16 protein-coding genes are annotated in these 18,052 nt (G+C 72.1%); 11 read left to right on the top strand and 5 right to left on the bottom strand.

All coding sequences use genetic code 11. From position 1 onward, the window contains the following. The 6 genes from AB0F03_RS36700 to AB0F03_RS36675 form a co-directional block, all read left to right on the top strand. Positions 1-108: sigma factor-like helix-turn-helix DNA-binding protein (locus AB0F03_RS36700; RefSeq protein ID WP_362000559.1), on the top strand; the 108-nt coding region annotated here is incomplete at its 5' end. Positions 109-389: 281 nt separating this feature from the next. Then, positions 390-1,052 carry a ScbR family autoregulator-binding transcription factor gene (locus tag AB0F03_RS36695; protein WP_362000554.1) on the top strand — a complete coding sequence of 221 codons (663 nt, stop codon included), beginning with the start codon at positions 390-392 and terminating at the stop codon, positions 1,050-1,052. Between the two features lie 436 nt (positions 1,053-1,488). Next, a complete protein-coding gene (locus AB0F03_RS36690) occupies positions 1,489-3,681 on the top strand; it encodes an MMPL family transporter (protein ID WP_362000551.1) in 2,193 nt (730 codons plus the stop codon). Positions 3,682-4,183: 502 nt separating this feature from the next. Next, positions 4,184-4,933, top strand: a complete 750-nt coding sequence (locus tag AB0F03_RS36685; protein WP_362000549.1) for an FAD binding domain-containing protein — start codon at positions 4,184-4,186, stop codon at positions 4,931-4,933. Between the two features lie 198 nt (positions 4,934-5,131). After that, positions 5,132-6,571: an MFS transporter gene (locus AB0F03_RS36680; protein ID WP_362000546.1), complete on the top strand. Its 1,440-nt coding sequence runs from the start codon at positions 5,132-5,134 to the stop codon at positions 6,569-6,571. Between the two features lie 65 nt (positions 6,572-6,636). Next, on the top strand, positions 6,637-7,101 hold the full coding sequence (locus AB0F03_RS36675; protein ID WP_362000543.1) for an AAA family ATPase: 465 nt from the start codon (positions 6,637-6,639) through the stop codon (positions 7,099-7,101). Between the two features lie 125 nt (positions 7,102-7,226). Here AB0F03_RS36675 and AB0F03_RS36670 read toward each other — a convergent pair whose 3' ends face one another. The 4 genes from AB0F03_RS36670 to AB0F03_RS36655 all read right to left on the bottom strand — a co-directional run bounded on the left by AB0F03_RS36670 (position 7,227) and on the right by AB0F03_RS36655 (position 11,665). Continuing rightward, positions 7,227-9,164 carry a cellulase family glycosylhydrolase gene (locus AB0F03_RS36670; RefSeq protein WP_362000540.1) on the bottom strand — a complete coding sequence of 646 codons (1,938 nt, stop codon included), beginning with the start codon at positions 9,162-9,164 and terminating at the stop codon, positions 7,227-7,229. A 187-nt stretch (positions 9,165-9,351) separates the two neighbouring features. Then, on the bottom strand, positions 9,352-10,422 hold the full coding sequence (locus tag AB0F03_RS36665) for a glycoside hydrolase family 19 protein (protein ID WP_362000557.1): 1,071 nt from the start codon (positions 10,420-10,422) through the stop codon (positions 9,352-9,354). Positions 10,423-10,546: 124 nt separating this feature from the next. Next, entirely contained in the window at positions 10,547-10,975 is a 429-nt protein-coding gene (locus AB0F03_RS36660; RefSeq protein WP_362000538.1) for a septal ring lytic transglycosylase RlpA family protein, read from the bottom strand. A 291-nt stretch (positions 10,976-11,266) separates the two neighbouring features. Further along, positions 11,267-11,665 (bottom strand): MerR family transcriptional regulator, encoded by a 399-nt coding sequence (locus AB0F03_RS36655; RefSeq protein WP_362000535.1) that lies wholly within the window; start codon positions 11,663-11,665, stop codon positions 11,267-11,269. Positions 11,666-11,908: 243 nt separating this feature from the next. Here AB0F03_RS36655 and AB0F03_RS36650 point away from each other — a divergent pair, with 243 nt between their 5' ends. After that, complete coding sequence (locus AB0F03_RS36650) at positions 11,909-13,417, top strand: SulP family inorganic anion transporter (protein ID WP_362000532.1); 1,509 nt, start codon at positions 11,909-11,911, stop codon at positions 13,415-13,417. A 72-nt stretch (positions 13,418-13,489) separates the two neighbouring features. Here AB0F03_RS36650 and helR read toward each other — a convergent pair whose 3' ends face one another. Continuing rightward, on the bottom strand, positions 13,490-15,637 hold the full coding sequence (gene helR, locus AB0F03_RS36645) for an RNA polymerase recycling motor ATPase HelR (protein ID WP_362000529.1): 2,148 nt from the start codon (positions 15,635-15,637) through the stop codon (positions 13,490-13,492). A gap of 437 nt (positions 15,638-16,074) precedes the next feature. On the opposite strand from helR, the gene AB0F03_RS36640 reads away from it, so the two are divergent. The 4 genes from AB0F03_RS36640 to AB0F03_RS36625 form a co-directional block, all read left to right on the top strand. Continuing rightward, positions 16,075-16,527, top strand: coding sequence for an SRPBCC family protein (locus tag AB0F03_RS36640; RefSeq protein ID WP_362000526.1), 453 nt, complete (start codon positions 16,075-16,077; stop codon positions 16,525-16,527). Positions 16,528-16,677: 150 nt separating this feature from the next. Beyond that, complete coding sequence (locus tag AB0F03_RS36635; protein ID WP_362000523.1) at positions 16,678-16,962, top strand: hypothetical protein; 285 nt, start codon at positions 16,678-16,680, stop codon at positions 16,960-16,962. A gap of 161 nt (positions 16,963-17,123) precedes the next feature. Further along, positions 17,124-17,549: a phage holin family protein gene (locus AB0F03_RS36630; RefSeq protein ID WP_362000521.1), complete on the top strand. Its 426-nt coding sequence runs from the start codon at positions 17,124-17,126 to the stop codon at positions 17,547-17,549. Further along, positions 17,546-18,052 (top strand): DUF3618 domain-containing protein (locus AB0F03_RS36625; protein WP_362000518.1); only part of this gene is annotated, 507 nt, incomplete at its 3' end. The genes AB0F03_RS36630 and AB0F03_RS36625, both read left to right, overlap by 4 nt.

Below are 18,052 nucleotides of genomic sequence, written 5' to 3'. Positions count from 1 at the left end.
ACGCAGGCGCAGATCGGTGAGCGTCTGGGTGTCTCGCAGATGCACGTCTCGCGGCTGCTGTCCCGCACCCTCAAGCGCCTGCGCGAAGGAATGCTGACCACCAGCTGACCACCGACTGACGGCCACGGCCTCGTCCGGCGCCCCTGAACAGGGGCGCCGCCGCCGCGTTCATCTCCCGCCCGGGCCCCCGGGCTCTCGCGGTGCGCAAATACCCAAGGCCCCCCACCTGGGGGGCCTTCCGTCTTTCCGCCGCCCACCGACGGACAAGTCCAGCCCGCCCGGCGCCCGTTCGCTCCCTCTTCGCCCAACGTCCCTGTACCGCCCTCTTGTTGAACGGCCTGCGATAAGGTACGACCTGTCTGGTTCGATTCTCGGCCGGGGGAGGGGGCATGGCTCAGCAGGAGCGAGCTGTCCGGACCCGGCGTGCTGTTCTCGAGGCCGCCGCCGGCGTCTTCGCGGAACGCGGGTACGCGGCCGCCACCATCGCCGAGATCCTCCAACGGGCCGGCGTGACCAAGGGCGCCCTGTACTTCCACTTCGGCTCGAAGGCCGCCCTCGCCCGGGGCGTGCTCCAGGAGCAGATGAGGACCGAATACCACCTGCCCCGGGAGCTGAAGCTCCAGGAATGGGTGGACGCGGGCATGACGCTGGCCAACCGCCTGCCCCAGGAACCCCTGCTGCTCGCCGGTGTCCGGCTCTCCGCCGACCTCCAGGGCCATGACATCCTCGGCAGCACCTGGCCGGCCTGGGCCCGTCTGACCTCGTGCGTCCTGACGGAGGCCAAGCAACGCGGTGAGGTCCTCCCGCACGTGTCACCCGAGGAGACCGCCCAGGTCTTCCTCGGCGCCTGGATCGGCGTGCAGTTCGTCTCGCAGGCAGTGGCCGGCTGGGCGGACCTCGACGACCGTATGGCGGCGCTGTACGACCACATCCTCCCCTCGATCGCGGCCCCGGCCGTCCTGGTCCGGCTGGACACCGCACCGGACCGCGGCGCCCGCGTGATCGCGGAGGTGCACGAGAAGTCGGCGGCCCTCGCCGGAGCCCCCGCCTGACCCGGCCTCCGCGCCGGACCCTCCTCAGCCGTGCCACGCCGTACGACGGGCAGTCGTGTCCTTGTCGTCCGACGGGCATCCGCACAGGCCCGTACCAAACCGCTGTGCCGGTTTTTCCGGACGGCCCCGCACGGCGTGACGGTCGTCCGAAAGGCCTGTGTCACCTACCGGGTCCGGCAGGTGGCGGGACCCTGCCCGCCGTGCGCATCACTTCTCAACCCCGCCCGCGCCGAGTGGCGTTGGTGAGTCGTTCATCTGTGAACCGCCTCGGCCGGGCGCAGCGCGTCCGATGCGAGAACAGGTGCGTGCTGTCACTAGGATGTGCAACCAAGACAACCATGCGACCGGCCCGTGACCTGCGTGCCGGTCGGGGTCGCCGATGCCAGGGACCGCTCCCCGGGCTGCGGTGATCTTCCTTCCCAGGAGGACCCTCCGCATGTTCCGACGAATAGGCAACACCGTCGTCCGTCATCCCATTTGGACGATCGTGGCGTGGCTGATCGCGGCGGTGGCCATTGTGGCCACCGCTCCGAGTCTGCCCTCCAACAGTGACGAGAGCAGTTTCCTGCCGAAGAGTTACGAATCCATCAAAGCGGCACAACTCCAGGAGAGGGCGTTCCCCAGCGCCTTCACCCCGTCCGCGATCGCGCTCTACCAGCGCACCGACGGCGGCAAGCTGACCGCCGCCGACCAGAAGGATGCCGCCCGGATCACCTCTGATCTGGGCAAGAAGCACATCGACCAGGTCCAGAAGGTCGTCCCCGGCCAGCCGTCCAAGGACGGCAGGTACGCCCTGACCCTGGTGCAGATGGACAGCAAGAACGCCGGCCAGCCCAAACAGGTCGACGCTGCCAGGGACTTGCGGGCGGAGGTCAGGAAACTGGCCAAGGGCACGCATCTCGACGTCAAACTCGGCGGCTCCGCCGCCCAGGCCCTCGACCAGGAGGACTCCTCCAAGCGCGGCCAGGCGCTGATCGGTATCGGCACCTTCGTGATCATCCTGGTGACGCTGCTGATCATCTTCCGGGCGCCGATCCTGGCCCTCCTGCCCCTGCTGCTGATCGGCCTCGTGTCCGCCGTCGCCAACGGGCTGATCGCCTACGCCACCAAGCTGTTCGACCTCCAGGCCAACAGCTCGATCTCGTCCATCCTGATCGTCGTCCTCTTCGGCGTCGGCACGGACTACTTCCTGTTCCTGATATTCCGGTACCGCGAAAGGCTGCGCGCCGGTGACGAGCCCAAGCAGGCCATGATCAACGCGGTCGCGCGGGTCGGCGAGGCCATCGCCTCGGCGGCCGGAGCGGTCGTCATCGCCTTCCTCGCCCTCTCGCTGTCCACGCTGGGCTTCCTCAAGCAGATGGGCCCGGCGCTGGCCATCGCGGTCGCCGCCACCCTGGTCGCGGGCCTGACCCTGATCCCGGCGGTGGTCTCGCTCATCGGCCCCAAGGTGTTCTGGCCCTCCAAGTCCTGGCAGAAGGAGCCGGAGAACGCCCGCTTCGCCGCCCTCGGCCGGAGCGTGCAGCGCCGCCCGGCGCTGACCGCCGTGGTGTCCGGTCTCATCCTGCTCGCCCTGTCGCTCGGCACGCTCGGCTACAAGGCCACCTTCGACCTGGCCTCGGGCTCCATGCCCAAGACCAAGGAGTCCATGGTCGTCCAGGACGAGATGCAGAAGGCGTACTCGGCGGGTGCCGCGGCACCCACCGACGTCTACCTCTCCACCACCGACGGCAAGCCGCTGGACAGGTCCGCCTTCGACGCGTACGCGCGCAAGCTCGGCGCCGTCGACGGTGTCGCGGCCGCCCGCATGACCCAGGTGAACAAGCCGGGCACCACCGCCGACTTCACCGTCACCCTCAAGTACGAGGCGTCCACGGACAAGGCCATCGACGCCGTGGGCCGGGTCCGCGACGTCGCGCACTCCGCCGCGCCCGGCGGCACCGAGGCGCTCGTCGGCGGCATGTCCTCGATCTACAAGGACATCGACGCCGCGGTGAACCACGACTACCGCACGGTGTTCCCCGTCGCCGCCCTCCTCATCATGATCATCCTGGGGCTGCTGCTGCGCAGTGTCGTCGCGCCCTGGTACCTGATGGCCTCGGTGGGCCTCGGCTTCGGAGCCACCCTGGGCGCCACCGTGTGGATCTTCCAGGACGGGCAGGGCCACTCGGGACTGATGTTCATGCTCCCGGTGATCATGTACCTGTTCGTGGTCGCGATCGGCACCGACTACAACATCCTCATGATCGCCCGACTGCGTGAGGAGGCCCGTGAGGGCCGTGACCCCCGCGAGGCGGCGGGCATGGCGCTCAGGCACGCCGGACCGACCGTGGCCGCGGCGGGCTTCATCCTGGCGGCGACCTTCGCCACGATGATGCTGGCGGGCAACTCGCTGCTGATGGAGATGGGCTTCGCCGTCTCCTTCGGTATCGCGGTCGCCGCGTTCGTCATGGCGATGTTCTTCACCCCGAGCCTCACGGCGCTCATCGGCCACGCGGCCTGGTGGCCGGGCCACGGGGACCGGGCGGCGGTGCCGGCCACCGGCGCAACCGCCGGAACCGCCGGCTCCGGACCGGTCCACGGCGAGGAGGACCGGGACGCCACCCACGACCCGGCGGGCCGCCGCGGCTGACCGCGTCACCCACCGAAGTCCTGCCGGGCCGCACGGCCCGGCAGGACTTTTCGCGTTCCGCGGGCAAACCCGGCGGTACCGGCCGTGTCCGGCGGTGCCGGCTCGTGTCCGTCTGTCCTCGGCGGTGCTGGCCCGTGCCTGCCGGTGTCCGGTGTGCCGGCCCGTGTCTGTCCGTGCTCGGCGGTGCTGGCCCGTCCGTGCTCGGCGGCCCCGCCCAGCCGACGGTCGCGGTCGGTAGGACACGTGGTGGCTGCGGCCCAGCGTCGCCCTGCCCGCCAGGCGCTGACGCGGATGCCGGTGCCCCGCACCAGGGACGGACGTGCGTGGTGAGCCCGCGCCGGGGGCCGCGTATTCCGTGGCCGTGAGCGGTCAGTGCGCACCGTACGCTCGTGTGAGCCCTGTACGCGCCCCCGTTCGCGCGACAAGACTGCGCTGTCGGCGGGCAGCCGGCCGTGGTGCCGGCCGCCGGTCGTCCCCGTGACCAGGAAGGCAGGTCGGCGCCGTGCTGTTGCGTCTGCCCACGTCCGTGACGGAAGCCCAGGAGTGCCTGGCCGAGGGGGCGGTGCCCATCGGCGGGGCGACACTCGTGTGGGCGACGTGGCAACGGGACGGCTTCCCCGGCCTCGCCATGTCCCTGCGTGAGGTGCCGGACGCCAACGTCCTGGGACGTGAGACCGTCGGCGGTGCCGTGGTCCTGCACCGGATCGGCGCCGAGCAGCCGGACGTCCTGCGGCTGGCCGCCGCCACCATCGGCACCGGCGCCGTGCGGCGGACCGCGACGGTCGGGGGCAATCTCGTCGGAAGCACGCTGCGCTGCCTGCTCCCCGCAGCCCTCGTCCTGGACGCCCGTGCCACGGTCCTGGAATCCGACGGGGTCCGCGAGGCGGACCTGACCGAGGTCGTCGCCAAACGGCCCGTCCTGCTCAGCCTGCGCTGGCGCGCGCCGATCGCCTCCGCCTACCGCAAACTGCCCGGCGAGGCGGGCGGACCGCCCCCTCTGGTCGTGGCCTCGGCCCTGTGCGCCGGTGACGGCGCGGGCCGGCGCCTGCGCGTCGCCGTACGCGACGGCTACGACCTGCTCAGCGGGGACACCGCCGGTGGCACCGACGCCGAGGAAGCCGTCGGCGCCCTGCGCGGCACGGCCCTGGGCGATCTGCCGGCCGTCGCCTGGGAAGTGATCCGCCCGCAGGTCACCGGTCTGCTGCGCGGCAACGCCGGGAACGGGGACGGTCCGAGCGCGCCGGGTCGGTGACCGCGCCGCCGCGCGCTCCGGGAGCGGGCACGCTTCCGCACGGCCACGGCCTGAACCGGCCGGTGGTGTACGTCTGCGGGGGCGCGGCTCCGCCCCCGGGCCGGCCGGCCGTTTGCCGTCCCGGCAAAGACGCTGGCCGCCGGCCGTCGACCTGACCGAGCCTGACCGGGTACCGCTCCTGTACCCGGAAGGCAGACCGTGACCGCGACGACGCTCGCCCCGAACCGACCGCTCCCGCTGAGCAGCCGCGGACGCTGGACGGTGCTGGCCGTCTGCTGTCTGAGCATGTTCCTGGTCGGCCTGGACACCACCATCGTCAACGTGGGCCTGCCCGCCATCGGCCGCGGCCTGGACGTGGGAACCCACAGTCTCGAGTGGACCGTGGACGCGTACACCGTCGTCCTGGCCGGTCTGCTGATCTCCTCCGGCGCGCTGGCGGACCGCTTCGGGCGCCGTCGGGTGTTCCAGTGGGGGCTGACGGTGTTCGGCGCGGCCTCGCTGGCCTGCGCGCTGGCCCCTTCGGTGGGCGCGCTGATCGCGGCACGCGCGGTGCAGGGGGTCGGCGCCTCCATGCTCAGCCCCGTGGCACTCGCCATCGTGGTCAACGCGATGCCCGACCCACGGGAGCGAGCGCGGGCGATCGGCGTGTGGGCGTCCGTGTTCGGGCTGAGCATGGCCGCGGGCCCGGTCACCGGCGGCGCCCTCGTCGCGGGACTCGGCTGGCGGTCCCTGTTCTGGATCAACGCCCCGGTCATCGTGGCCGCCCTCGTGCTCAGCGCGCTGTTCGTACCCGAGTCCCGGGCGGCGAAGCCCCGGCGGCCGGACGTTCCGGGGCAGCTCCTGCTGACCGTGACGATCGGACTCTGGGTCGGCATCCTCATCGAGGGGCCGCGCATCGGCTGGACGTCACCCGCGGCGCTGGCCGCCTACGCCCTCGCCGCCGCGGCGACGGCTGGATTCGTGCGGGCGGAGTCCCGCCGGACCGAACCGCTGGTGGACCCGGGCCTGTTCCGCGGGCCCGCGTTCAGCGGCGCCGTCCTGGGCGCCGTGGCGGTGTTCGCCGCGCTGAACGTGACGCTGTTGCTCACCACCCTCTACCTCCAGCACGCCCGCGGCTTCACCCCGCTGGCCGCCGGTACGGCGACCCTGCCCATGGCGTTCGGCGCCACCGTCTGCGCACCGTGGTCCGGCCGCCTGGTCGGTCGTACCGGCCCGCGGCTGCCGCTGTGCCTGGCGGGCGGCTTCCTCACCGCCGGCGGGCTGTGCCTGACCGGCCTCGACCGGCACACCAGCGTGTACCTGCTGCTGTTCGCCTACCTCCTCATCGGCATCGGCTTCGGCTTCGCCAACGCGCCGATCACCAACACGGCGGTGAGCGGACTGCCGCCCGCCCGGGCCGGGGTGGCGGGCGCCGTCACGTCCACCGCACGACAGCTGGGCTCCGCCGTCGGCATCGCCGTCGCCGGCGGCCTGGTCGCGGGTGCCGGCCCCGCGGGCCTGGCCCGCGCCTCCCGCCCGGGCTGGCTGCTGGTCGCCGCCTGCGGACTCCTGCTGCTCCTCGTGGCCCGCGCGTCCCGGCCCTCGCGAGCCCGCCAGGACCCGGCGCCCGGCACGCCGGACCCCGCACGGGCCCGCTGACCGACGCCCCACCGGCCCCCCACGGGTGTTTTTCCGGCCCGCGGTGACGTGTCATGGTGGCCGGTATGGCGACAGAAGCGGACGTGGCCGTGCTGGTCGGCTTGCAGGCCTCGGGGAAGTCGACCTTCTACGCACGGTGCCTGTCCGACCGGTACGAGTTGGTCAGCAAGGACCTGTTCCCGCGGAAGGCCAGGAACAAGCAGGGCCGGCAGATGCGGCTGCTGGCCGCACACCTGGCGGCCGGACGGGCGGTGGCCGTGGACAACACCAACCCGTCGCCGCAGGAGTGGGCTCCGCTGGTGGAGCTGGCCCACGCGCACGGCGCGACGGCGACGGCCTACTGGTTCCCCCCTGACGTGACCGGCGCCCTGCGGCGCAACGCCGCGCGCGAGGACCGCGACCGGGTCCCGGACGTCGGTGTCCTGGCCACCCTGAAGAAGCTGCGCAGACCGTCGCCCGCCGACGGGTTCGACGCGGTTCACCAGGTACGGTTCGACGGCCGGGGCGGCTTCGAGGTACGGGCCGCCTGAGCCGTGCGCGCTTCGGGCGGCACGGCCGCGCACTGCCTGGGGCCGTCGGCCCGGTGCTCCGACGTTCCGGTGGTCCCGTGTCCCGTGCTCCGTGCGGAGTGCCCGCGGACGGCCGGGTCCGCCCGTCAGGGCAGGGTGCGGCACAGCAGGGCCGCGGGGCCGGGGTGGCTGCCCACCCGGGTGGTGAAGGCGATCCCGGCGGCGTACTCGGTCGCCGCGCACTGTCCCTTGGAACTGCCGTACGCGAAGTCCCCGCCGGCCGCGTCGGCGGGACGGCTGTCGGACCGGTCGAACCACACCGTCCGTCCGGCGCCCGACAGCGCGCCCCGTGCCGGGACGCACAACGCCGTCGAGACCCGATCGCCGCGCAGCGCGTAGCCGATGAGGAACTCCCCTTCCGGGCACTGGTACTTGGTGTACCCGGACGCCCAGTCCCCGCCGGCCGGCACATACCGCTCGTCGGTGACCACCGTCCGGCGCGCGTCCGCGGCGCGCAGGTCCGCCGTGCCCGTGTCGGTGCACAGACCGCGCCCACCGCTGTGGCTCAGCCCGAGGAGCCGGGTGCCGTCGGGGCAGGCGGCCTTGTACGCTCCCGGGTCCCAGTCTCCCGCGGCGCGCACCCGCAGCGACGCCACCGCGTCCCCGTGGTCGGTGCTGAGCATGCGCCAGACGGGGATCGGGGCCACGGGACCGGCCTTGCCCGGCGTGGTCATCAGGCGCTGCCACGCCGCGCCGCGCCAGTCGCCGGGGTCGAGGATGCCGGAGCGGTGCCCGGTGTCGTCGTAGCGCAGCAGTGCCCAGTCGTCGTGGCCCGCGAAGCCGACCAGGGGCCAGAACGCGAAATCGGCGTCGTGTTCGGAGAGGTAGTCGGTGAGGTTGCCGAACCAGGTCCGGGCCGCCGGGTTCGTCTCGCCCGAACCGATGCCGAACTCGCTCACCCACACCGGCGCGGTGTAGTGCCGGCCGCTCTCCTCCACGAAGAAGGCCTCGTCGTCGAGGGCCGTGGCCAGCTCGGCCCGTGACAGGTCCTGGTAACGGGCGTCGTGGGTCTCGCCGACGCCGGTGGCTCCGCTGTGGTGCGGGCCGGTGTAGCCGTAGAAGTGGGCGGAGTAGACGAGTTTGCGGGCGTCCACGAGCGTGTGGGACAGCGTGCGGGAGGGAGTGAGTACCGGCCGGCCGTGCGGGAGTCCGTCCACGGGCACCCCGGTCCAGTTGATCCCCTCGATGACGATGAGGAGGCGCGGGTTCCCCTCGGTGAGGATGCGGTCGGCGGCCAGCTGGGCCGCGGCGTACCAGTCGTGGCCGTCGCCCGTGCCCCAGTTGGGGTCGTCCAGTACGTCGCGCCGGACCTCGTTGTACAGATCGGCGCCGACCACGCGTGGGACGGAGGCGTAGCGGCGGGCCATGAACACCCAGTCGTCCGCCCACTGCGCGGTGGACTGCCCGCTGTTCCACCGCTCGTTGCCGTCGATGCCGCAGCACCAGCGGGAGGTGTTGGTGTGGTTGTTGAGGACGACCGCGAAGCCGTCCCGGCTGAGCGCGTCGACCACGGCGTCGTACACCTCCAGCGGTGTTCTGCCGCGCAGCTGGGGATTGGCGGCGACGGCGCTGTCCGGGACCGCGGTCGTACGGTGGATCATCTCGTTGGAGAACGGCAGCCGGACGGTGTTGATCCCCGACTGGCGGAAGTCGGCGAGGAGTTGGGCCAGCGGTGCGCGGTCCAGGCCGAGGGGGATGCCGTGGGAGTCCTGTCCGGCGTGATGGTTGGCGGGGTCGGCGGCACTGCCGCTGCCGGTCCAGGAACCCTGTGCGCCGTCCCAGTTGGCGCCCTTCAGCCGGAAGCGGTCGCCGTGTGCGTCGACGATGTACCGGCCCCGGGTCGACAGGGGCGCTGCCCAGGCGGCGGAGTCCGCCGCGCCGGCGGCTCTCCGGGCCGCGGCGGAGTGCGGTGGTACGGCGGCGGAGGCCGGCGTGGCCAGGGTGGCGGTGAGGGTGGTGGTCGTGGTGAGCAGGAGACCGGCGGCGGTGACGGCGAGCCGTAGCACGGCTGGTGGCATGGGCATGAGGGGGCTGCCTTGAGGTCGGAGGCGTGGGGGAGCGGGGTGACGGGCCGGCGGCACCGCCCGGCCGGGGCCGGCACGGTGGGCGACCGGAGCACGGCCCGCCCCGGACGGTGCGGGAACCTTCCGTCCGGGGCGGGTGATCTCCCTGCGAGGACGCCTGCTCGCGCCTCCTCACACGGGGGAGATGTCAGCAGTACAGGTTGCCGCCGGGGCTGACGCCGAGGATCTGGGCGAACCTCTGGTAGGCGTCGACGCGGCTCTGCACCTGGGCGGGGTTCTTGCCGTCGCACTCCAGGGAGCCGTTGATGGAGCGGATGGTCTGGCCGAAGCCGGCGCCGTCGACCATCGCGTTGTGCGGGGTCATCGAGCCCGGCCCGGACTGGGTGTTCCAGTACCACAGGCCCGTCTTCCAGGCCACGGCCGCGTCGTTCTGGACCAGCCAGGGGTTGTTGAGCAGGTCGATGCCGAGCGCATCCCCGGCAGCCTTGTAGTTGAAGTTCCAGGAGAGCTGGATCGGGCCACGGCCGTAGTAGGCGGCCTGCCCCGCCGGGCACCCGTACGGCTGGGTCCCGTCGCAGTAGTGCGGATAGTTGGCGGTGTTCTGTTCCACGACGTGGACGAGCCCGCCGGTCTCGTGGCTCACGTTGGCCAGGAACGCCGCGGCTTCCTGCTTCTGCACGGTGTCGCTGCCGGTGTGGGCGAAGGCGGGGTAGGCGCCGAGCGCGGCGGTGAGGCCGCTGTAGGTGTAGAAGGAGTTCCGGTTCGGGAACATCTGGTTGAACTGAGCCTCGGAGACCACGAATCCGGACGGCGTGCTGCCGCCTCCGCCCGCCGGCGCGTTCCACTTCTGGTTCGCCCCGCCGGAGCAGCTCCAGATCTGGAGCCGGCTGGTGTTGGCGGAGTTGTTGTCGCGTACGTCCAGGCACTTGTTCGCGGCCGGGTTGACGATGTCGTGCGCGGCGGTGACCACCCACTGCTGGTTGGTGCCGCCCGAGCAGTCCCACAGCTGTACGGCGGCTCCGTCGGCGGTGCCGCGGTCCACGACGTCCAGGCACTTGCCGAGCGCCCGCAGGGTGCCGTCGCCCGGGTTGGACCAGCGCTGCGCGGCGGTGCCGTTGCAGTCGTAGAGCTGTACGGCGGTGCCGTTGGCGCTCGCGGCGCCCGCCACGTCGGCGCACTTGCCGGCTAGGCCGGTGATCTGACCGTCCGCGGCCTGCGCGGGCGTGACGGCGAACAGGGCGGCGAAGGACGCGGCCATGAGGGTGGCCACGAGCCGCCCGGGACGTACTCGGGGGGAGGGGGACCGCCTGATGTACGGGATGGGCATGGAGAGAATGCTCCAGTTCACGGGGCTGTGGGGGTCAAAGGCCTTGGCAAGGGCCTCAGTTGAGGACCTTCTGCGTGACCACGATGTGTCCGGCGTCGGGGTTCAGGCTTCCGCCCAGCCGGCCGAACGCCCCGTCGGTGAGGTCGAGGCACTTGGGTTCCTGCGGGGTCTGCGCGAACGTGCCCCGGTCGTTGATCCTGACCACCAGTGACCTGCCGTTGGCGACGTTCGTCACCTGGACCCGGGTGCCGAACGGCAGTTGGGGCTGACGGGTGAGTGAGGTGGCGGCCGTGTCGGCGTTGTTGTCGAAGACCTCGCCGCTGGCGGTCAGCGCGCCGGGCGGCTGGGGGCCGTAGTGCGTCGCCCAGCACTGCTCGGCGGCGGCCTGGGCGGGGGAGGTGGCGAGCAGGCCGGCCGGCACGGCGAGGGCGACGGCGAGTGCGGCGTGTAACAGGGCGGAACGCGTGGGGGGTTGTGCGGCCACGGAGGAGATCACAGCCTTTCGCGGTCTACGGATGGCGGGCGGGCCGTAAGGAGCCGAGTGTCCCCGGAAGAAAGGTCCGCCCGGCATCGGAACGTAAAAGGTCTGAACCACAGCCGTCAAGGGGTGAACAGGCCCTCGCAGCAGAGCAGTTGAGGTGCCCGGAACATGAAGGCGACATCCGGACGGCGACGAGGCGGTCGTTCGGATGGTGAACTCCGCTGCCCGCCGTTCACATGACGACACGGCCGTGGCGGGGCTCCCCGCCCGCACGGCCACCCAGGTGCGCCTCGCCTACGAGGCGGGGGGAAGGCGCTCCGCCAGCGTGGCCGCGAACTCCTCCGCCCGGGCCAGCTGGGTGCGCAGATCCCGCACCCGCTGCCGGGCGGCGTGTTCGAAGCCGCGGACCCGCTCCAGCAGCGCCTCCCGCTGCTCAGGGGGGAGTTCCGCACCCGAGTCGAGGCGGTCGGTGGCCTCCAGCAGGGCGCGCATCTCGTCGAGGCTGAAGCCGAGGGGCTTCATGCGGCGGATCACCATCAGGCGGGCGACATCGGCCTCGGTGTAGAGCCGGAAGCCACCCTGGGAGCGGGCGGAGGGGATGACGAGACCCGTCTCCTCGTAGTGCCGGATGGTGCGCAGCGACAGCTCGGTCCGTGCGGCGACCTCGCCGATCTGCATGTGTTCGCCGCTCACGCCGGGCTGCCTTCCTCGCCTGTGACCGCCGACCGGACACGGTCGGCGCCGATCCCTACCCTAACGTTAGGGTAGGGTTGTCCCGGCAGGGGGCCCGCCCGCCTCCGCGCCCACCCCGTCCCGTGGCGCCCCTGGCATCGGTCCGCCGCTCGCGGACCTCCGTGACCGGCCGTTCCCGGCCTGCCCCCTCCTGCGCGCCCGCCGTGACACGGGTGTGCCCGACCACGACAGGTTCCTCTCGTCTTGTCCTCCTCCGTACCGTCCCCGGCCGCGTGGCTGCGCGGCTCCCGGCGCCCCACCTGGCTGTCCGACCCGAAGGTGCTGCGCACCGAGGTGCTGGCCGGACTCGTGGTCGCCCTGGCGCTGATCCCGGAGGCGATCTCGTTCTCGGTCATCGCCGGGGTCGACCCCGCCATCGGCCTGTTCGCCTCGTTCACGATGGCGGTGACCATCGCCGTCGTCGGCGGGCGGCCCGCCATGATCTCCGCGGCGACCGGCGCCGTCGCCCTGGTCATCGCCCCGATGAACCGCGAGCACGGCTTCGGCTACCTGGTCGCCACGGTGATCCTGGCCGGTGTCCTCCAGATCGTCCTGGGTGTGCTCGGCGTCGCCAGACTGATGCGGTTCGTGCCACGCAGCGTGATGGTCGGCTTCGTCAACTCCCTGGCGATCCTGATCTTCATGGCGCAGGTGCCGGAGATGACGGACGTACCGTGGGCCGTCTATCCGCTGATCGCGGCGGGACTGGCGCTGATGGTGCTCTTCCCGCGGGTCACCAGGGTGGTGCCGGCTCCGCTGGTGTCCATCGTCGTCCTCACCGTGATCACGGTCGCCGCCGGGATCGCGGTACCCACGGTGGGCGACAAGGGCGCCCTGCCGTCCTCCCTGCCCGTACCGGGCCTGCCGGACGTACCGTTCAGCCTGGACACGCTCACCACCATCGCCCCGTACGCGCTGGCCATGGCCCTCGTCGGCCTGATGGAGTCGCTGATGACGGCGAAACTCGTCGACGACCTCACCGACACGCACTCCTCCAAGACGCGTGAGTCCGTCGGCCAGGGCATCGCCAACATCGTCACCGGATTCCTCGGCGGCATGGGCGGCTGCGCGATGATCGGCCAGACAATGATCAACGTACGGGTCTCCGGCGCCCGCACCCGGCTGTCGACGTTCCTGGCCGGTGCGCTCCTGATGGTGCTCTGCGTCGTCTTCGGACCGATCGTCTCGGACATCCCCATGGGCGTGCTCGTCGCGGTGATGGTCATGGTGTCGGTGGGCACCTTCGACTGGCACTCCGTCGCCCCGAGGACGCTGAGGCGGATGCCGGCCGGGGAGATCACGGTCATGCTGATCACCGTCGTGTGTGTGGTCGCCACCCACAACCTCGCCATCGGTGTCGTCGTCGGCTCGGTCACCGCCATGGTCGTCTTCGCCCGGCGCGTCGCCCACCTCGCCGAGGTCACCTCCGTCACCGGCCCCGACGGCACCTCGGTCGTCTACCGGGTCACCGGAGCGCTGTTCTTCGCCTCCTCCAACGACCTGGTCGGCCGATTCCGCTACGCCACCGATCCGGGCAAGGTCGTCATCGACCTGTCGGCCGCGCACATCTGGGACGCCTCCTCCGTGGCCGCGCTGGACGCCATCGAGACGAAGTACGCCCAGCGCGGCAAGACCGTCGAGATCACCGGCCTGAACGAGGCCAGCGCCCGCATGCACGGGACGCTCAGCGGCGAGCTGACCGGCAGCCACTGAGCCGGGGGGACGGCCGGAGCACGCACGCGCGCGTGCTGCCGGCCGCCCGTCGCGGGTGCCCGGCCGCCGGCGTCAGCCGCTCGTGAGGACGACGAGGTGCCGGGTGGCCCGGGTCATCGCCACATAGCGGTCCACCGCTCCCTCGACGCCCTCGCCGAACTTCTCCGGATCGACGAGGACGACCAGGTCGAACTCGAGTCCCTTCGACAGTTCCGGGGTCAGGGACCGGACACGGGGCGTCGCCCGGAACGTGGGGTCGCCGATGACGCAGGCGATCCCGTCGGCATGCGCGGCGAGCCAGTCGTCGAGGATCGGGCGCAGGTCGGCGGTCGATCCGTGGACGACGGGTGTGCCCCCGCTGCGGATGGACACCGGCACGTTCGCATCCGGGAGGACGGCCCGGATGACGGGCTCGGCCTCCGTCATGATCTCCTCCGGCGTCCGGTAGTTGATGCTCAGGGGAGCCACGGTGACCCGGCCGAGCCCGATCCGTGCCAGCCGCTCCTGCCACGACTCCGTGAACCCGTGCCGGGCCTGGGCGCGGTCCCCGACGACGGTGAAGCTCCGGGACGGGCACCGCAGCAGCAGCATCTGCCACTCGGCGTCGGTCAGTTCCTGCGCCTCGTCCACGACGATGTGCGCGAAGGGACCGGCCAGCGAGTCCGGGTCGGCGGTGGGCAGGCCGCTCTCGTCGACGAGGCTGTCTTGCAGGTCCTCGCCGTGCAGCATCGTCACCGCGCCCTCGCCGTCGTCGTCCGCCCTGAGCAGTCCCTCGATGACGGCGGACATGCGCTCGCGTTCGGCGGCCACCGCGGCCTCGTGCCGGCGCCTGCGCCGCGACGCCTCCGGGTCACCGAGCCGCTGCCGTGCCGCGTCCAGGAGCGGCAGGTCGGACACCGTCCACGCCTGCGCGTCCGCGCGCTGGAGCCGCCGTACGTCGTCCCGGTCGAGCCAGGGAGCGCACATCCGCAGGTAGGCGGGCACCGACCACAGGTCACCGACGAGGTCGGCCGCCTCCAGCAGCGGCCATGCGCGGCCGAACGTCGTGAGCAGCTCCCTGTTCTGCCGCAGCGCCCTGCGCAGCAGCGTCTCCGAGACGTCACCGGGATGCTTGTCCACCAGCATCGTCAGCAGCTCCTCCCAGACCTGGTGACGGGCGTCGTTGTGCGGCGTACCGGGCTCCGCCGCGTCGAACGCCACGGCCCAGTCCTCGGCGGTCAGCCGGATGTCCGACCAGGGGGTGATGACCTTCATCCCCTCGGTGGGCGGTTCCTCGTAGAACCGGACGGCCTTCTCGATGGCCTTCACCATGGCGGCGGACGACTTCAGCCGGGCCACGTCCGGGTCGGCCTCGACCGTCGCCGACGCTCCCTCGGCGACGAGGTCCCGCAGGATGCAGGTCTGCACGCCCTCCTCCCCGAGGCTGGGCAGGACATCGGCGACGTAGTCCAGGTACGGCCGGTGGGGGCCGACGAACAGCACACCGCCCCGGCGGTGCCCCAGCCGGGGGTCGGAGTACAGCAGGTAGGCGGAGCGGTGCAGGGCGACGACGGTCTTCCCCGTACCCGGACCGCCGTCGACGACGAGAGCGCCGCGGGACCCCGCGCGGATGATGGCGTCCTGGTCGGCCTGGATGGTGGCGAGCACGTCCCGCATCCGGGCCGACCGGTCGCCGTCGAGGCTGGCGATGAAGGCCGACTGGTCGTCGAGCGCGGCGTGGCCCTCCAGCCCGTCGGCGGCGAACACCTCGTCCCAGTAGTCGCTGATCCGGCCGCGGGTCCAGCGGTAGCGGCGGCGGCTCGTCAGTCCCATCGGGTTGGCGTGGGTGGCTCCGAAGAACGGCTCCGCCGCGGGCGAACGCCAGTCGACCAGCAGCCGGCGTCCCGAGCTGTCGGTGAGGCCGAGCCGCCCGACGTACACGGGCTCGGAGTGGTCGGCGCTCACCATGTGCCCGAGGCACAGGTCCAGGCCGAAGCGGCGCAGGGTGCGCAGGCGAGCCGTCAGCCGGTGGATCTCCGCGTCCCGGTCCATCGCCTGCCGGCCCTTGCCGCCGGGCGCCTTCCGCTCGGCCTCCAGACGGCCGGACAGTTCGGCGACCGACTGCTCGAGGCACTGCGCGATGGCCGCGAAGTGCTCCTCGTCGCCGCCGATCAGCGCCGGGTCGGCCTTGGAGGACAGGCGGTCGGGAAGGTCGAACGCGCCGAGGGCCAGGGGGTTCACGCATCAGCTCCGATATGAGATCTCTTGCGGCCATGACGGCACCCGGTGCCGTGCGAAGCCGGTTCAGGCCGGACATTCTGCGGCACGGCCGGGGCCTTGCCGCAAGGCCCCCGATCGGCTATACGTTGAGAGTGGCAAGGAGTCGGTGACCTCCTTGCCTTTTTCTTTTTGCCGCCGCATCCGTCCGGAGTCCGAAATCCGGTGCCTCAGGCAGGGTACCGAGTGCTCCTCCGAACGATCTTGGTGTAGGGGCCCGGCTTCGGGATACCCGCGTCACACACCCCGCCCGCCGCAGCCCCGTCCCATGAGCACGGGCGGCCGGGCGGCGGGCGTGGAGCGCCGTACGCGCACGGGCGGACCGGGTGTCCGCCCGGCCTGCCGACGCGACCAGAACCCGAGAAGGAACCCGAGCAGGACCCGAGAGAAGGAGCCCACGCATGTCGCAGGTGGAAGAGTCCATCGAGGTCGACGTCCCGGTCAGCACCGCCTACAACCAGTGGACCCAGTTCGAGACCTTCCCCCAGTTCATGGACGGCGTCGAGCGCATCGAGCAGCGCACGCCGACCCTCACGCACTGGGTGACCAGGATCGACGGTGCCACCCGCGAGTTCGACGCCGAGATCACCGAGCAGATCCCCGACGAGCGCGTCGCCTGGACCACCGTGAGCGGCGAGGCCAAGCAGGCGGGGGTCGTCACCTTCCACCGTCTGGACGAGACCCGCACCAAGGTCATGTTGCAGCTGGACTACGAGCCCCACGGCCTGGCCGAGACCGTCGGCGACAAGCTCGGCGTCGTCAAGCGGCAGGTCACCGGCGATCTGGCGCGGTTCAAGAAGTTCATCGAGGCCCGCGGCGGCGACGAGACCGGCGCCTGGCGCGGCCAGGTCTGAACCGCGTGAGGGCCGGTGCCCCGCACCCCGCCGCACGGCGGGCGTGGGAACCGGCCTCACATCCGGCTGCCGCACGGGCATAACCCCGGGCGGCCGGGCAACACGCGGTGTCAACGGCGGGTAGCCGCGCGACGAGGAGGGGACAGGGCCATGGCGGTCAGGCGGCACGAGGCGTTCGCGATCAGCTGTGCGGCGATGGCAGGAGCGGGGACGGCCGTCGCGGCCGTCCGCTGGTGGAACCGCCGCCGGCCGCAGCCCTGTCCCGGGCGGCCGGGCGAGGACCGGGTGGAGGAACTGCATCTGGCCTTCCAGGACCCGTCGGTCCCGCCGTCCGACGCACCGGAGGAAGCACTGCACCGGTACTGGAGCCGGTTGCAGCCGCTGGACCTGACAGCCGAGAGGGCGGACGCGCTGCCCGCGCTGCCGCCCGAATGAGAACACCGGGAGCGCCGAGGCACCGCTTCACCACCGTCGGCCGGATGAAGCCGGGCCAGCTGCCCTGCACCGCTCTGTACGGGGTACTCGCACGCTCTCCGGGGGCCGGGCGCCGACGGCGCCCTCGGCCCGGACACAACGAGTGACGGGAGGTGATCGTCATGTCGGAACAGTTCCACCACGAAACAGGCCGGCAGGCGCCGGGTTCGGAGCCGGTGGGCGAACTGGTGCAGCGCGCGTCGCAGCAGCTGACGGAGCTGGTGCGGGGCGAACTGCGCCTGGCGCAGGCGGAGATGAAAGACAAGGGCAAGCGGTACGGCAAGGGTGGCGGACTGTTCGGCGGCGCCGGACTGGTCGGGTTCCTCATGCTCCAGGCCCTCGTGGCGACCGCGATCGCCGCGCTGGCGGTACCCCTGCCGGTGTGGGCCGCGGCCCTCATCGTCACCGCGGTCCTCGGCGTGATCGCCGCGGTGATGGCGCTCAAGGGGAAGAAGGAAGTCGCCCAGGCCGCGCCGCCCGCGCCCCAGCAGACGATCGAGAACGTGAAGGCCGATGTGGCCGAGATCAAGGAGAGTGCGCACCGATGACCCAGCCGCCGCATGACGAACCGACCGCTTCCAGCCAGGAGGAGCTGCGCGAGCAGGTCGAGCACACCCGTCAGGAGTTGGGGGAGACCGTGGAGGCGCTCGCGGCCAAGGCCGATGTCAAGGCGCGCGCCCAGGAGAAGACCGCGGAGGTCAAGGAGCAGGCCGTCGCGAAGGCCGGTGAACTGAAGGAGCAGGCCGCGGTCAAGGCCGGGGAGGTCAAGGCCCGGGCCGCCGAGGCGGCGGCCCGCGTGCAGGACAAGCTTCCCGATCCGGTCAAGGAGAAGGCCTCGTCGGCCGCCGAGCAGGCCCGCGCGAAGGCCGCCGAGGCGGGCCGGCTGTGGGAGGAGAAGGCGCCGGAGCCGGTGCGGGAGAAGGCCGCCCAGGGCGCCCGGATGGCGCGGGAGAACATGGAGGAGTTCGGCGACCGGCGCGGGGCAGGTCACGGTCTGCCCGATCGGCAGCACGTCACCGGTGGCGAGGACGTTGCGCAGGCGCAGCTCGGC

The sequence above is a fragment of the Streptomyces sp. NPDC028722 genome (assembly GCF_040637655.1).
Lineage (GTDB): Bacteria > Actinomycetota > Actinomycetes > Streptomycetales > Streptomycetaceae > Streptomyces.
The sequence above is the reverse complement of the archived record's forward strand: the minus strand, read 5'-3'. Positions and strand labels throughout refer to the sequence as shown.